Below are 14,718 nucleotides of genomic sequence, written 5' to 3' on the forward strand. Positions count from 1 at the left end.
AACACCTAATTAAAAAGAAAAAGCGGTAAGCCCTCTTGCTTGCTGCGGAGGAAAACGAATGGAAACAACGACACCAACAGTGAACAAAAACAAATTTAAAATGAAAGACTTTATCCACCTGATCGTCAGTGTCAATCCTAAGAAAGGCTTGTTTCTTTTAGGGATGCTCTTTAGCCTGATCACAAGTGCCGCCAGTTTGGTCGTGCCGCAGCTGACGAAAACGCTGGTCGATGCCAGTGGCACGCCCACGTTCAGCACCTCCATGCTGGTCGTTTTGATCCTAGCCTTTGTGCTGCAATTAGGCGTAGGGACTTTAGGCGGCTTTCTCTTGCGCTATGTGGGAGAAAGTGCCGTGAAAACATTGCGGGAACGTCTTTGGAAACATCTGCTGCATTTGCCAGTCAGCTATTTTGATGACCACAAGTCGGGGGAAAGCAGTTCGCGACTTGTCAACGATACTTCCGTGATCAAAGAACTAGTCACCTCGCAATTTCCCAGCTTTGTCACTGGCTTGATCCAATTGGTTGGTTCGATGATCATCTTGTTTTTGATGGATTGGCAGATGGCGGCGATCATGTTCAGTGCGGTGCCTTTGATCACCTTGATCATGTGGCCAATCGGCAAGATCATGTCGAAACTAGGACGCCAGCTGCAAGCAGCGACCGCCGATTTCAATGCGGATGCCAGCGAAAAGCTCTCAGAGATCCGTTTGATCAAAGCCAGCAATGGAGAAGCTAGTGAACAAGAAAACGGTCGGCGCAACATTGGGGCAATTTTTACCCTCGGGGTCAAGGATGCGAAAGTTAGTGCGATTTTGCAGCCAATCATGACGACGGCCATGCTGGGCTTACTCGTAGGAATCCTCGGTTATGGCGCGATCCGCGTCCAAGCCGGCACCTTGACGAGTGGTGCATTGATCGCTTTTCTACTGTATCTCTTTAATATTATTGCGCCTGTGACGACGTTTGCGATGTTCTTTTCGCAAGTTCAAAAAGCGATGGGTGCTACGGAACGGATCCAAGAAATTTTGGATACGCCGCTGGAGCCGATCCAGGCAGCACCCAAAGCCGCCATCGATGGCGCTGTCTTACGGGCAGAACAGATCGATTTCAGTTACGATCCCAAACGGCCGATTTTGCAAAACATTTCTTTTGAAGCCAAGCCCAACACCGTGATTGCTTTTGCGGGACCAAGCGGCGGTGGAAAATCCACGATTTTTGCTTTACTAGAACGCTTTTATGAACCCACTAACGGGCGCTTGCTGATTGGTGAACAGCCGATAGCTGACATTGATCTGCAGAACTGGCGGGCACAAATCGGCTATGTTTCCCAAGACAGTGCGGTCTTTGCCGGTACGATTCGGGAAAACTTGCAATACGGATTAAGTCGAACACTGTCAGAGGAGGAATTGTGGCAAGGACTGGCATTGGCTTATGCCGATCAGTTCGTCCAAGAGTTCCCCGAAAAACTAGAAACACAAATCGGCGAACGCGGCGTCAAACTATCTGGCGGGCAAAAACAACGGATCGCCATCGCACGAGCATTCTTGCGAGACCCCAAGCTGCTGATGCTGGATGAAGCGACCGCCAGCCTAGATTCTCAGTCGGAAGAAAAGGTCCAGCGGGCGTTGGATCATTTGATGGAAGGGCGCACGACATTAGTGATTGCTCATCGCTTATCGACCATCGTGGATGCCGATCAAATTTACTTTATAGAAAAAGGTACCATTACCGGTCAAGGTACCCATGCAGAATTGATCAGCAATCACCCACTTTATGCTGCCTATGTCAATGAACAAATGATCAATTAAAGAATAAAAACTGCTTATTGATGGATAAGCAGTTTTTTTCTATTAGTCAACGGCTGAATGTTGCTTCTCTTCACGCGTCCCAGGCACTTGATTTACTCGCTGCAATTCTTTCAGCACCTGATTTTCTGCCCGCAAAAAATCCCGTTCGCTTTGGGCAGTAGCAAGCTTTCCTTGATAGACCAAGACTTCTTCTTGGTAGGTTTTGGCGGTCTTTTGGACTTCTTCTTCTAACTGGTCGATTTTATGGGTCAATTCTTGATTGATCTGTTCATATTTCAGGTAAAGCTTTTGGGCATTTTCGATATTTGTTTGTTCCAAATTCGCTTTGCTGGATACTCGGGTAGCCAAATAAGTAAGTACACCGGTAATGAGTGACGGCAAGACAACTGTTACGATCGATGTATCCATGATCCTCCCCCATTCTTTTTGATACGATTCATATCATCTGTTTCCAGTATAAAAGATACGATTCGTATCGTCAACTGATGTGATATTTTTTATATCAAATAATACAAAAATAGATACAAATTATATCCAACGTGCTATACTACAAAAAAGGAGGCGATCACTCATGCTTGGCGAACGGCTAAGAACACTCAGACTACGAACCAATCAAACCCAACAGCAGATCGCAGATCAGCTGGGAATCACCCGCGCAGCGTATTCGCATTTCGAAAATGATCGTAACGAACCCGATGGCGAGACCATCGTCAAACTCGCGGAGATTTTTCAAGTATCCACCGATTTTTTATTAGGCAGACAAGTCCCGGCAGGCTTTACTCCGCCCTCTGCAAAAGTTCAAACCGTTGCGGCCCATATTGATGATGACGTCACCGATGAGCAGATGGAAGATATCCTCAGCTATATTGAATTTATAAAACAGCGGCACGCCCAAAAGGAATGATGGAAATGGATAAAGTAGAAGAACTGATGGCCGCCTACCCAGACTTGCACTTTATTTTCGATAAAAATATGCCTGATGGTCAGCAAGGATTGTACATCGATCACCATATTTACTTGAACCCTGACCAATCACAAGAAGACCTCTTGAGCACCATCGGTGAAGAAATCGGTCATTATTTGACCAGTGCTGGCGACATTACCGCCCAAGACACCAACGAAAAACGCAAACAAGAACGCAAAGCCCGCGACATTGGTTCTGCGATCGTGGTCACGCCCTATGATATCATCGCTTGTTTTGAAGAAGGCTGCAAAACATTGGCGGCATGCGCTGATTTTTTAGGGGTTCCCCCACAAACCTTCAAAGATGCGGTCACGTATTATGCTCGCCGCTTTGACGGTATCAAAACCGAAGAAAACTATACCTTGTTTTTCCATATCGACGGCACGATTGAAGTTGTCAAAACCTTTGGCAATCAAGGTTAAGCCTTTTTTACACAAAAACAGACGTTCCTTTTCTGCTGCTAAAGGCAGCGTTGACGGAACGTCTATTTTTTATCCTTGCATGTTGACCCGCATCAATACACGGTTCGGTCGATAGTTTTCTGAGGATTGATGAACCAGCGCACCTTCCTCAAAACGATACAAATTGTATCCATAGCGTTCTTCAAAACGGACCATCCCATCGCCTTCATCTTCACCGACAAACGACATACTTGCCACAGTATAGTAAGGAATCCCTGTGATCGTTCCCGTAAACGCATGATGGGTATGTCCACTGAGAATACAAGAGATTTGATACTGCTGCAATAATGCCACCAAACGATTGGCACCGGCCCATGCCGGCGTGCTTGCTTGGTCGGGCAACAAATGATGATGCGTCACAAAAACGATCTTTTTCTCTTTGAGCTGCGCCAGCGTGGCTTGCAGCCATTCAAACTGTCGCTCATCTACGATACCGTCGGCATAGCCATAGCAGGAATTATCGAAAGTCACGATCGCCAATGTCTCCGTTTCATAGACTTGATTAAAAGGTGTATCACTGGCGGTTTCTACTGACTTGCCTTGCCAGCCTTGGCGAAAATGCCGTTTGATATCATGATTACCTAGCGTTACTACGATGGGCACTGAGCCAAAGGCTTTTTCTAAATATTGCTTCAAAGAGGCATAATCGGCAGGCGCGCCATCTTCGGTCAAATCGCCGCTGATCACCACCAAATCGATCGCTGCTCGCGCCTTGGCATCTTGGATACACTCTTCCAGAGGAATCAAGGGATTTTGCATGGCTGCCAGCATTCCTTGATACCCTTCTTCACAAGGCAGGTAACTTTCTCGAAAATGGATATCTGATATATGCAATACATTCATAGGTTTATCTCAATTTCTTTCTGATGATTCCAGTCAACTGGTCTAATAAGAAGACGGTCACAACGACGCCCAACAAAATAATACTTACCTTGCTCCAGGTTCTGGTTTGAATAGCAAAAATCAATGGTGCACCGATCCCGCCAGCACCGACTAATCCTAATGTTGCCGCACTGCGGACCGCAATTTCAAAATGATTCAATGCAAAGGAACTATAGATGGGTGCTAAGTAAGGGACCCGCACGAAAAACATCGTCTGCCAAAAGTTGGCACCAACTGCTTGCATCTCTTCCGTCAAGCGCTCATCCATGGCTTCCATTTCTTCGGTAAACAACTTGCCCAGCATACCGATCTGGTGGACACCGATCGCCATAACCCCAGCGAAAGGTCCCGGACCTACCACACGGACAAAAATAATCGCATAAACTAGCTCTGGAAATGCCCGCAAGATATTGCAGATCATTTTGCCGACCTTCGCGACCCACGGCGCAGAAGCCCATAGGTTGGCGGCACTCAGCAAAGTCACCGGTATCGCACAGACCGTTGCGATCATCGTTCCTAGACAAGCGATGCCGATCGTCAGTAACAATAAGCTCCACAGATCCTCCCCGCTACCGTCGTAAAAGAAAGACCAGTCTGGCTGACTCAACCCTTGCAGGACATCTCTTCCCATCGCTAAGGAAAAAGTACTCAATCCGGAATAATCCAGCGTCGCTGCGGATAATACCAGTAAGATAGCAAAGAGTCCCCATAATAGCCAAGTCGTTTTCTTCACTTCTCTGATCATCATAGGAATGACCTCCTTACCCGCTCACTGAGAAAATCAACGATCGCTACCGTCAGCAAAATCGTCAAGATAATGATTGAGACCCGTTCATAATTCAATAATGCCAATGAGGCGTTCAGGATGACCCCGATCCCGCCGGCACCCACATATCCTAACACCGTCGAAGCTCGAACATTGACTTCAAAGGCATAAAAAGTATAGCTGGCAAACTGGCTGATGACTTGAGGTATGATCGCCCAAACAGTCACTTGAAATTTATTTGCCCCTACCGCCGCTGCTGCTTCGATTGGCGCAAAATCAATGGTTTCGATCGCTTGGAACATCAGCTGTGAAACCATACCAAAGGTAAAGACCGCGATGGTCAAAACACCAGTGGCTTCACCGATCCCAAAAATCGCTACGAACAATGCCGCCAACAATAGGTTGGGAATCGTCCGCACCAGCCCTAAGAGAAAACGCATCGGCACAGAGACCCAACGGCTTTCTGTCACGACTGTCGTCGCCAACAGACTCACCGGTATCGCTGCGACTACTCCTAAAACGGTACCTAAAAAGGACATCTGCAATGTCTTGATCAAGGGCATCATCAGTTGCGGTAAATAACTAAAATCCGGATGCAAAAACCGAGCCATGAAAGCCGTCATCTGGCTGCGATTCGACCACACTTGGGCAAAATCAGCCCCCGTGATCCAGGCACTGCTTTGAAAAAAGAGCAGCAATAAAAGAACCAGCAGCAGGTGCTTGTACCAATTAAAATGAACTGTTTCTTTCAGTTTCATCGATTTCTCCTGCCTTTTCTTCAAAAATTGCTTTGCCATAGATTTGTTCTAAACGCTGATCTGTCAAAGCGGCTGCGTTGCCGTCAAAAACGATCGCACCTGCTTTTAAGGCAATGATCCTTGTCGCATACTGACGAGCCAAGGGAATCGAATGCAGATTGATGACAATCGTTTTGCCCATTTCTTGATTGATCTTCTTCAGATCCTCCATCACTTTCTCTGTCGTGATGGGATCTAGTGATGCCACGGGTTCATCAGCTAAAATCACCGGCGCTTGTTGAACCAAGGCACGGGCGATGGATACTCGCTGCTGTTGACCACCACTCAACTGGTCGCTTCTCGTTTGCAGTTTGTCTGACAAGCCGACAGTCGCTAGCGCTTCTTTCGTTCTTTCGTAGTCTTCTTTCGTAAACAACCCTAAAATACTTTTCCATGTCCCGTAATACCCCAAACGACCAGATAGCACATTCTTTTGGACAGTACTACGTTTGACCAAATTGAAGCTTTGGGAGATCAATCCGATTTGTCGACGAATCAAGCGCAATTCTTTTTTATTGGCTTTCGTGACTGATTTGCCGTCTACCCGAATATCTCCTTCAGTGATTGGCACTAAGCGATTGATCGAGCGTAAAAAGGTACTCTTACCAGCACCACTCAAACCAATGATTGCCACAAATTCTCCTTGTTCAATCGTTACATCTATGTTCTGTAATCCTTTGACCCCATTTGGGTAGACTTTGGATACATTCTCAAAAGTTATCATCTGTTTTCTCCATTATGTAGGGACCGCGGCAAAGTTTCCCCAATCGGTCACGGTCTATCTCACTAAAAAATGCACTGATATTGCGTATTCCACCTATTCCCCTAGTAAATCGCTGCACATCTCCGTGTCCCGTTATCCTTCTACCGCAATCCCTGATTTTTTACTCTGCTGCTCGTTGTGTATAATCGCGAATGGTATCGTAAGCAGAATCTGCTGCTTCTTCATACCCTTGGTGTCCCCACAAGCTCATTGCTTCGGCGCCTTCTTCATCGTCTGCCATATTCAAGAACACTTCTTTGATCTGCTCTTTAAGTTCAGCATCCATCGTCGGTTGAACGGCAATGGCGTCATTTGGAATATCCCCTTCAGTCAAGTAAAGGACTTTTAGGTCTTTGAATAAATCGTTGTCTGGAAAGCTTGATGCAAAGACATTTCGTGCCCCTTGAAACACAAAGGCGGCATCCATCTGACCATTCAAGACTGCAGTGATCTCACTTGGAATATCGTTCACCGTCGTTAATGTAGCATCCGTCGTTGGATCAACTCCTGCATCTTTCAACTCGGCAACTGGGTAAATATAGCCGCTGGCAGAGTTCGGACTCAATGTGGCGATTTTTTTCCCTTTTAAGTCCGTCAATTCTGTCATGTCGCTATCCGCACGGACCAAGATTTCCCCTTTGAAGGTATTGGTTTTTTCCCCTTCTAATGGCAAGCCCGTCTCTGGATCATAAGCACCTAATTGAGAAGTCAAAATCGCTTCAGCTGCATCCATGTCTTTGGCTTGAACATAAGCGGCTGGCGGCATGATCCCTAAATCAACTTGTCCAGAAGCCATCGCTTCTACGATCGTCGAATAATCCGTTGCTAACGTTACTTCTACTTCACGGTCTAATTTTTTTGATAAATACTCAGCAAACGGTTTTGCTTTGGCTTGCATCGAGCCGTCATTATTGGTCGGTACGAATTGTACCACCAGCTTTTCTTTTTCGGCTGCGGCACTGCTGTCGCTGCTGCTGCTCCCATTCCCACAGCCGGTCAATGCTGCAACTAACGCAATTCCTAACATTCCTTTAACAATTCGTTTCAATGGCATTTTTTCTCCTCCTAATGGTTTGAAGCTTTCTTACATTCAAATCATACCAAGTATCCCTTCAAAATGAAGTGACACATGTCCTATTTTACCTTATTTTTACATACAATTTACATTAGATTTTATTTATCGTTCGTGTTGAGTCAAAAGGGGAACTAAGCTATACTTAAAGAAAACCATTCAGGAGTGGCTGATTTCCATGAAAAAAATCGATGATACCGCACGCCTCAGTAATTACATTGACACATACGATCTGCAATCTTATATGGACAATGATTTGTTAGCGATGGCCACTTTGCATTCCTTTGAAAAAGAAGAGCACCTGATTCGAACAGGCACGCCTTCTGAATACTTGTATTTTCTCGTAGAAGGAACCGTGATGGTCTATTCCTTCTCTTCGGATACCCAAACGATTTGTATTGATTACGCCAAGCCAGCTGCACCATTAGGAGAAGCTTCCTCTTTATGGGAACTCTTGCCGAAAAGCAGTGTCAAAGCCGCTTCTGCTTGCGTCTGTGTCTGTATCCCTTTGAATCGCTACCGCAACACCTTGCAACAAGACGTCCGCTTTTTGCAAACCATCTGTCAGTTGCTCAGTTCCCGCTTGAATTCGGGGATCAACTTAGCGAATTCATTGACGGAACCTGTAGAGACACGGTTGGCCAAATTTATTCTTGCGCATCAAGAAAATCAACACTTTTCCTTTCAGTTGACCACCTGTGCCGCAATCTTGAATGTCAGCTATCGCCACCTGCTGCGAACCTTTACCAGCTTTCGGGAAGACAAGCTGATCGAAAAACAAAAACAGGGCTATGCGATTCTCGATTTCCCCGCTTTAGAGTCGCTTGCCGAAAATTTAAGCCATGTGTAAGGAGCAGTCCCCAAGAATGTTCGGGTTTTCCCTGAGTAGGCGTTCCTGATGTTGGTCTTGCCCTTAACTCGCGCTGTGACAAGCGTTTGCTACCATGTCAGGCAAGCGAGAAGGGCAACTGCGCCTTATTTTCTTACAAAAAACCCGATCCTTGCTGATATTCAGTCGAGGATCGGGTTTCTTTTGCTTATTTTACGATGGCTAAGAAGTCTTCTCCTTGCAAGACATCGGTTTGGTTCATATCCATCACATCTAAATATTGCGGGGTGTTCGTCACAACGATCGGTGTGATCGTGGATAAGCCAGCTGCTTTGATCGTATCTAGATCAAACTTCACTAACAAATCGCCACGTTTGACTTGATCGTCTTGTTTAACAAAGACCTCAAAGCCTTTGCCATCTAGTTCCACGGTATCCATACCAATATGCATCAGAACTTCTGCTCCATCCGTGGTGGTCAAACCAACGGCATGGCCGGTAGGAAAGAGCGTCGTGATGGTGCCATCTGCCGGCGCATATAAAGCCCCGATGGTCGGTTCGATGGCGATGCCTTTTCCTAATGCACCAGAAGAAAAGACTTGGTCTTTGACTTCTGCTAAGGGAACCACTTTGCCTTCTAACGGACTGCTGAGGATCACTCGTTCTTTAGACGAACTCTCTGTGGGTGCTGCTGGCTCTTTTGCTGGTGCTGCACTGGCATCAGTTGCTGGCTGATCTTCAAAACGTAAGAAGAAGGTCAAGACAAACGCTGCCCCAAAAGCGATAGCCGTGCCGATGGAAGCTGCGATCAGACCACTTAGATCTTTCGTATCTTGTGGGATAAAGGACGGCAGACTTAGTAAGCTAACTAACCCAAAGGTATAGTTTTCGACTTGGCTGAAGCCGATGAAGGCTCCACCGATGGCACCACTGATACACGCGGCAATAAATGGTTTTTTCAATGGCAAGGTTACCCCATACACCGTCGGTTCTGTGATCCCAAAAATTGAGGTGATCGTTGAAGAAAGGGCCAAGCCTTTCAATTTCACATTTTTTGTCATAAAGAACACTGCTAGCGCTGCACCACCTTGAGAAAGGACAGCTGGCAACAGCATTGGCACCATGGTATCGACACCGGTTTGACTGAGATTCAACATCATGATCGGTACAAAGCCCCAGTGCATGCCAAACATCACAAAGACTTGCCATAAACCACCCATGACAGCGCCAGCGATCAGTGGGCTAAAGTGGTAAATGCTGTCGTAAGCACTACCTAACAAGTTTCCTAAAATCGTTCCTAGTGGACCGACGACAATAAAGGTCAATGGCGCCATGATCAAGAAGACCGCTAAAGGTACACAGATGATCTGTAAGAAGCTAGGAATGACTTTTTTAAAGAAACGCTCCACATAGCTTTGTAAAAAGACCGCTAAAATAATCGGAATGACGGAAGACGTATAAGCACTCGCACCAATAATGACCGGTAAGCCTAGGAAACTCAACGTTTGTCCAGCCAAAGCGGTAATATTTGGATGAACCAATGCCATCGCTAAGGAAACCGCTAGAAATTCATTGGTACGAAACTTCTTCGCTGCAGTAAAAGCCAACATCACTGGTAAATAGGTAAATAACCCATCGGCAATCGCATACAATACAGTGTAGACCCCAGAATCAGCTGCCAGCCAATTCAAGGTGACTGCCAGCGTCAAGAATCCTTTTAAGACCCCGGCACCTGCCATTGCGCCTAAAAACGGCGTGAAGATCGACGAAATAATATCCACCAGTTGATTCAACAGGTTGCCTTTGTCGCCTTTGCTGTCTGCTTCACCATCGAAGTTCGCTACTCCATTCAATTCACGGTAAACGTCGCTGACATGACTGCCGATCACCACTTGGTATTGTCCGCCGCTTTGAACGACTTGGATCACGTCGTCGTCTTGATTCAAGCGTGCCGTATCCGCTTTGTTCTCATCTTTTAATTTGAAACGCAAGCGGGTCGCACAATGCACCACGCTGTTGACATTTTCTTTGCCGCCCACTGCATCGAGGACGCGAACGGCAATTTCTTTATTTGAACTCATTTTTTCAACACTCCTTTTTTAATAAAAAAACCCAGATTGAAAAAACGACCGTCCAACGAGTCTTTTCCTCGCTGACTGTTGTCTTTTCAATCTGGGTATTGCCTGCCTGACAGTAACAATCCGTTAATGATTGAATGTTAATTGGTTTGATCATTGACGACACGTTCGATATGGATCGTTAAGTAGATCATTTCTGATTCACCGATCGATTTGTCGTAGGTTTTGATCAAGTACTCGTTGATCCGTTGGACCGTTTGAAACGCTTTAGGGTACTTCGATTGCACAAGGGCAAATAAAAACTCATCTTTTTCCCCTGAAAGTTCATCGCTTAAATAACGCTGCGCAAAATACTGCAAATGCGTGGTGATCCGTTGATAATTCAAGGAATCTGGGTTAAAGACTCGTCCATAAAAACGACTGATGATCGCCAGTACGTCACGTACGATCTCTACCGCTTGCATCGTGGTTTCCATCGTACCATTGGCTTGTTCGCTATTGACGATATGAAAGGCGATAAAGCCAATTTCCGATTCCGGCAATGAAATCCCGAAGACTTTTTCAAAATAAGCAACGGCATCTGCTGCAACCGCATACTCTTTCGGATAAAATTTGCGGGTCTCAAACAACAATGGATTCGGCAGCTCAATGCCTTCACGTGCCCGAACCAGCGCATAATGGATATGATCGGTCAGTGTCAAATAAATATTTGGCGACAGCTCGATCCCCAAGGATGCTTCCGCATCATCCACCACCTGCTTGACGGCTTCGACTTCTTCCACAGGAATGTCTGAAAACAATTGCTGAAACTGATTTGCGGTAAAGGTATCCTTTAACACAAATTCTTTTTCGACAAAGGCTTCATCCACTGGATCGCCGACCTTCTTCTTAAACGCAATGCCACGACCCATATAGATCACTTCCTGACCGGCATCATTGGTCGAGATGACGACATTATTATTTAAAATTTTCCCAATAACCATCGTTTTCCCTCACTCCAAAATAAAAAAACCTAGAATCTCCCCATTAGCGCGCTACGGTCAATTCTGGTTTTGCCTGCCGAACAGTAACAATCCTTGTAACTGAAAGAATAATAACACACCCCTGTGGCAGATGCAACCCTTTTCAATCAGAATTTCTGCAACGTGCTTTTCCTTTGTTATACCATTGAACAATTCTCCTTGCAACATCCTTCACTATCTAAATTGAGTTGTTTTTTAATCAAAAAAGGAACGGCCCAGCTGCAGCCATTCCTGATCTATCAGAGTTGCTTTCTTTGCTGTCCCATGCGCCGCTCTTTCATGGCCGTCCCTAACGAACCATAGGTGAAGACCGCGATCCCCAGCCAAATAAACGCAAAGGCGGAAAATTGGGCCAGTGAATAGGTTTCGTGAAACAAAAAGATGGCTAACAAAAGCATGATCGTCGGGTTGACGTATTGAATAAACCCAAGCGTAATGTAAGAAACATTTTTCGCTGCTTCCGCAAACAGCAACAACGGAATAGCCGTCACGATCCCGGCACCCATCAATAAGAGATTGGTTTGCAAGGGATAATTCATAAAGCCGACGGTTGAAAACCCTAAAATATACACGAGGGAAAAGGGAAAAATCACCATCGTCTCGATCGTTAACCCAGTAACCGAACTAATGGGGATCCTTTTTTTGATCAAGCCATACGTACTAAAGGAAAAGGCCATGATCAGTGAGGCATAAGGAATCGTTCCTGTTTGGATCGATAATAAGATTACCCCGATACTTGCCAGCAGACACGCCAGCATGCCAGTACGACTAAGACGTTCCTTCAAAAAAACGGTTGCTAACAAGACATTGACTAGCGGATTGATGTAATAGCCTAAGCTGGCTTGCATCACGTGGCCCGCACTCACCGCGAAGATAAAAGTGAACCAGTTGATGGAAATCAGCACAGACGCTAAAACGATCAGTCCAGCAAATGCTTTGTTCTTCCACAGCAGACGCGCTTCTTGTAAAAATTGCGTTTTCTTCCCGGAAAGCACGATAAACAACACCATAAAAACAAAGGACCACACGATTCGGTAGCACATCGTTGCTAACGGGGAAACCCCAACGATTATTTTCCAATATAGTGTGACCAAGCCCCACAAGACATAGGCAGACAACCCAAAATAAACGCCTTTATTCTTCATTTTCTCCCTGATTTTTTTCCATGAAAGCAAGTCTTTCCTGAAAAAAAATACTCCTCCTAAACCATAAGTTATCTTATTATATCGAATTTTTTGGTTTTTCATAGAGTTTCATGAAATAAATCAAGAAAAGCACCCTTCAAAGAAAGGTGCCCCTCTTTATTCCAGCGGTTCTTCCGCACCTTCCAGCCACACGGCTTCCGGTTTCTGATCACGAATCAAAAATAGCCCCGTTGCAAACAGCAGACCAGAAGCGATCGTCATCAATAAGAAAGAAACATTCATCCCATGAAGCAGTGCACTCGTCCCCGTTAAGGTCGTGCTGTTTTGCGCCACACTATTCATGATCCCGACAAATAATGCTGTTCCGATGGCGCCTGCCACCGTCCGCAAAGAAGTCAATAACGCTGTTCCATGCGCCGTCAGCTGCGGCGGAATATTTTTATTTCCCCACGTCACAAAGGGCATCAACAAACAGCCGGTGGCGGCACAGCGCAGCATGTTCAAAACCACTGCTACCCAAATCCCCGTGTGCATATGGATGAAATACATGCCGATGTTGCTCAAGACCAGTGAGCCGCCGCCGAAAATCGTCAACAGACGGATGCCGACTTTGTCATAGATTCGTCCAGCCACCGGACTTAAAAAAGCCGAGACCAAGGAACCTGGCAAAACGACTAACCCTGAGATCGTCGCTGTTTTGCCTAAAATCGACTGCACGTAAAGCGGCATCAGCATCGCCGAACCCATCAAGACCAAGTAAAGCATGATACTGCCAAAGACACTGATGGCATATTCTTTTGTTTTCAAGACCCGCAGATCCAAAAATGGGGTTTCCGCTCTTAACTGACGGAAGACAAAGAAGATCCCTGCTACCAAACCGATCCCTAAGGTTCCTAAAACTGGCAAGCTGAAAAAGCCATAGCTGCCGATATTGCCAAAGCCTAAAGTGATCCCACCAAAGGCGAAGGCACTCAAAACAAAAGAGGTCTGATCAAATTTGCTGTTGCTTACTGGTAACACATCATCAAAAACCTTTATGGCCCAAATCAACGAGATCAAAACGATCACGGCAACGATATAAAAAATCGCATGCCAGTTCAAGCGATCCACGATCAGCCCAGCGATCGTCGGTGCAATCACGGGTGCCGCGGTAATTGAGAGTCCATACCAGCCCATCACCACACCGATGCGATTGATCGGATAGATCGATAAGAGGATCACTTGCGCCATTGCGGTCAAGATTCCATTGCCTACGGCCTGCAAAATACGAGCAAGCATCATGACTAGAAAATTGGGCGCTGCAGCACAAAGCAGCAAGCCCACCAACGCAATTCCTAAGGCAGCTAGATAGAGCTTTTTGGTTGGTACACGATTCATAAGATATGCCGTCAAGGGCATAACGATCGCCATCGCCAAGGAATAACCGCTTGTCAGCCATTGTCCCGTAGTGACGGAAATCTGCAGGTCAGTGACGATGGCGGGTAAAGCCGTCGTCAAGGCGGTCGCCAACATGGATACGGCAATACATGTAATCATTAAATTAATAAAAATCAGCGTCCGCTGACGTTCCGTTCGTTGGACTGTTTCACTCAATCAACGTCCGCCTCCTTCTCAAGATAAAACTGTTCGATTTTTGCTAAGGCTTGACCAAAGGCTTGTTTTTCTTCTGCCGTCAAATAGGTCAGCATTTCTTGGTGCGCCTTGCTACGTTTTTCTTTCATTCGCTGTGCCTCTTCCTTGCCTGCTTCTGTCAACGAAATCAAATGGCTGCGTTTATCTTTCGGATCGACTTCTTTTTGGATCAGCCCTTTTTCAGCCAGTTTCTTTAGTAGTTCGCCAGTGGATGTCGAACGAATCGCTAAATACGCGGCGAGATCTTTTTGGGTCAACGTCCCTTTTTCGTCCAATACCAGTAGGCAATTGAACTGTCCCCGACCTGGCATAAAGCGCCCATATTTTTGTTCCGCATACCGCCGATTTAATTTATACACTTCAAACAATCGTTCCACGATTTCTTGTTCGGAAACCATCGACCTTCAGCTCCTTTCGCCTCTTCACTATTTAGATAGGTACCTAGTTAAAAGTCCGCTCTCCATTTTACATAGGTACCTATCTATTGTCAAGAAAGGA

Annotated in this window: 15 protein-coding genes; 4 read left to right on the plus strand and 11 right to left on the minus strand. The window is 45.9% G+C overall.

Features of this window, described 5'->3' with window-relative positions; translation table 11 throughout:
• Positions 1-58 precede the first annotated feature (58 nt).
• Positions 59-1,810 carry an ABC transporter ATP-binding protein gene (locus tag IGI78_RS15100; protein WP_220426991.1) on the plus strand — a complete coding sequence of 584 codons (1,752 nt, stop codon included), beginning with the start codon at positions 59-61 and terminating at the stop codon, positions 1,808-1,810.
• A gap of 42 nt (positions 1,811-1,852) precedes the next feature.
• Here the strand turns inward: IGI78_RS15100 and IGI78_RS15105 are convergent, their stop codons facing one another.
• A complete protein-coding gene (locus tag IGI78_RS15105; RefSeq protein ID WP_216682039.1) occupies positions 1,853-2,218 on the minus strand; it encodes a hypothetical protein in 366 nt (121 codons plus the stop codon).
• A 163-nt stretch (positions 2,219-2,381) separates the two neighbouring features.
• Here IGI78_RS15105 and IGI78_RS15110 point away from each other — a divergent pair, with 163 nt between their 5' ends.
• Positions 2,382-2,714 (plus strand): helix-turn-helix domain-containing protein, encoded by a 333-nt coding sequence (locus tag IGI78_RS15110; protein ID WP_005230670.1) that lies wholly within the window; start codon positions 2,382-2,384, stop codon positions 2,712-2,714.
• Positions 2,715-2,719: 5 nt separating this feature from the next.
• A complete protein-coding gene (locus tag IGI78_RS15115; RefSeq protein WP_034858679.1) occupies positions 2,720-3,196 on the plus strand; it encodes an ImmA/IrrE family metallo-endopeptidase in 477 nt (158 codons plus the stop codon).
• A gap of 69 nt (positions 3,197-3,265) precedes the next feature.
• Here IGI78_RS15115 and IGI78_RS15120 read toward each other — a convergent pair whose 3' ends face one another.
• The 5 genes from IGI78_RS15120 to IGI78_RS15140 form a co-directional block, all read right to left on the minus strand.
• Entirely contained in the window at positions 3,266-4,078 is an 813-nt protein-coding gene (locus IGI78_RS15120) for a metallophosphoesterase family protein (RefSeq protein ID WP_325811539.1), read from the minus strand.
• Between the two features lie 4 nt (positions 4,079-4,082).
• The gene (gene phnE, locus IGI78_RS15125) at positions 4,083-4,865 is read right to left on the minus strand and encodes a phosphonate ABC transporter, permease protein PhnE (protein WP_077452412.1); all 783 of its coding nucleotides are present in this window, start codon (positions 4,863-4,865) and stop codon (positions 4,083-4,085) included.
• Complete coding sequence (gene phnE / locus IGI78_RS15130; protein WP_010748971.1) at positions 4,862-5,641, minus strand: phosphonate ABC transporter, permease protein PhnE; 780 nt, start codon at positions 5,639-5,641, stop codon at positions 4,862-4,864. Before phnE (IGI78_RS15130) ends, phnE (IGI78_RS15125) begins: the two co-directional genes overlap by 4 nt.
• A complete protein-coding gene (gene phnC / locus IGI78_RS15135; protein ID WP_005230661.1) occupies positions 5,613-6,404 on the minus strand; it encodes a phosphonate ABC transporter ATP-binding protein in 792 nt (263 codons plus the stop codon). Before phnC ends, phnE (IGI78_RS15130) begins: the two co-directional genes overlap by 29 nt.
• 160 nt (positions 6,405-6,564) lie before the next feature.
• Positions 6,565-7,497: a phosphate/phosphite/phosphonate ABC transporter substrate-binding protein gene (locus IGI78_RS15140; protein WP_430618124.1), complete on the minus strand. Its 933-nt coding sequence runs from the start codon at positions 7,495-7,497 to the stop codon at positions 6,565-6,567.
• Positions 7,498-7,693: 196 nt separating this feature from the next.
• On the opposite strand from IGI78_RS15140, the gene IGI78_RS15145 reads away from it, so the two are divergent.
• The gene (locus IGI78_RS15145; RefSeq protein ID WP_005230657.1) at positions 7,694-8,365 is read left to right on the plus strand and encodes a cyclic nucleotide-binding domain-containing protein; all 672 of its coding nucleotides are present in this window, start codon (positions 7,694-7,696) and stop codon (positions 8,363-8,365) included.
• Positions 8,366-8,552: 187 nt separating this feature from the next.
• Here the strand turns inward: IGI78_RS15145 and IGI78_RS15150 are convergent, their stop codons facing one another.
• The 5 genes from IGI78_RS15150 to IGI78_RS15170 form a co-directional block, all read right to left on the minus strand.
• The gene (locus tag IGI78_RS15150) at positions 8,553-10,424 is read right to left on the minus strand and encodes a beta-glucoside-specific PTS transporter subunit IIABC (protein ID WP_201705462.1); all 1,872 of its coding nucleotides are present in this window, start codon (positions 10,422-10,424) and stop codon (positions 8,553-8,555) included.
• 137 nt (positions 10,425-10,561) lie between these two features.
• Positions 10,562-11,404, minus strand: a complete 843-nt coding sequence (licT, locus tag IGI78_RS15155; protein ID WP_005233287.1) for a BglG family transcription antiterminator LicT — start codon at positions 11,402-11,404, stop codon at positions 10,562-10,564.
• 278 nt (positions 11,405-11,682) lie between these two features.
• A complete protein-coding gene (gene rarD / locus IGI78_RS15160) occupies positions 11,683-12,588 on the minus strand; it encodes an EamA family transporter RarD (RefSeq protein WP_430618126.1) in 906 nt (301 codons plus the stop codon).
• A gap of 156 nt (positions 12,589-12,744) precedes the next feature.
• Positions 12,745-14,181 carry an MDR family MFS transporter gene (locus tag IGI78_RS15165; protein WP_430618127.1) on the minus strand — a complete coding sequence of 479 codons (1,437 nt, stop codon included), beginning with the start codon at positions 14,179-14,181 and terminating at the stop codon, positions 12,745-12,747.
• A complete protein-coding gene (locus IGI78_RS15170) occupies positions 14,178-14,618 on the minus strand; it encodes a MarR family winged helix-turn-helix transcriptional regulator (protein WP_005230651.1) in 441 nt (146 codons plus the stop codon). Before IGI78_RS15170 ends, IGI78_RS15165 begins: the two co-directional genes overlap by 4 nt.
• Positions 14,619-14,718 lie beyond the last annotated feature (100 nt).

Source organism: Enterococcus sp. DIV1767 (genome assembly GCF_050542585.1).
Classification (GTDB): Bacteria; Bacillota; Bacilli; order Lactobacillales; family Enterococcaceae; genus Enterococcus_D; species Enterococcus_D innesii.

Bases quoted from the DNA above. Each gene is read 5' to 3' on its own strand.
- IGI78_RS15100 (WP_220426991.1), top strand. From the start codon at position 59: ATGGAAACAACGACACCAACAGTGAACAAAAACAAATTTAAAATGAAA.
- IGI78_RS15105 (WP_216682039.1), bottom strand. From the start codon at position 2,218: ATGGATACATCGATCGTAACAGTTGTCTTGCCGTCACTCATTACCGGT.
- IGI78_RS15110 (WP_005230670.1), top strand. From the start codon at position 2,382: ATGCTTGGCGAACGGCTAAGAACACTCAGACTACGAACCAATCAAACC.
- IGI78_RS15115 (WP_034858679.1), top strand. From the start codon at position 2,720: ATGGATAAAGTAGAAGAACTGATGGCCGCCTACCCAGACTTGCACTTT.
- IGI78_RS15120 (WP_325811539.1), bottom strand. From the start codon at position 4,078: ATGAATGTATTGCATATATCAGATATCCATTTTCGAGAAAGTTACCTG.
- phnE (WP_077452412.1), bottom strand. From the start codon at position 4,865: ATGATGATCAGAGAAGTGAAGAAAACGACTTGGCTATTATGGGGACTC.
- phnE (WP_010748971.1), bottom strand. From the start codon at position 5,641: ATGAAACTGAAAGAAACAGTTCATTTTAATTGGTACAAGCACCTGCTG.
- phnC (WP_005230661.1), bottom strand. From the start codon at position 6,404: ATGATAACTTTTGAGAATGTATCCAAAGTCTACCCAAATGGGGTCAAA.
- IGI78_RS15140 (WP_430618124.1), bottom strand. From the start codon at position 7,497: ATGCCATTGAAACGAATTGTTAAAGGAATGTTAGGAATTGCGTTAGTT.
- IGI78_RS15145 (WP_005230657.1), top strand. From the start codon at position 7,694: ATGAAAAAAATCGATGATACCGCACGCCTCAGTAATTACATTGACACA.
- IGI78_RS15150 (WP_201705462.1), bottom strand. From the start codon at position 10,424: ATGAGTTCAAATAAAGAAATTGCCGTTCGCGTCCTCGATGCAGTGGGC.
- licT (WP_005233287.1), bottom strand. From the start codon at position 11,404: ATGGTTATTGGGAAAATTTTAAATAATAATGTCGTCATCTCGACCAAT.
- rarD (WP_430618126.1), bottom strand. From the start codon at position 12,588: ATGAAGAATAAAGGCGTTTATTTTGGGTTGTCTGCCTATGTCTTGTGG.
- IGI78_RS15170 (WP_005230651.1), bottom strand. From the start codon at position 14,618: ATGGTTTCCGAACAAGAAATCGTGGAACGATTGTTTGAAGTGTATAAA.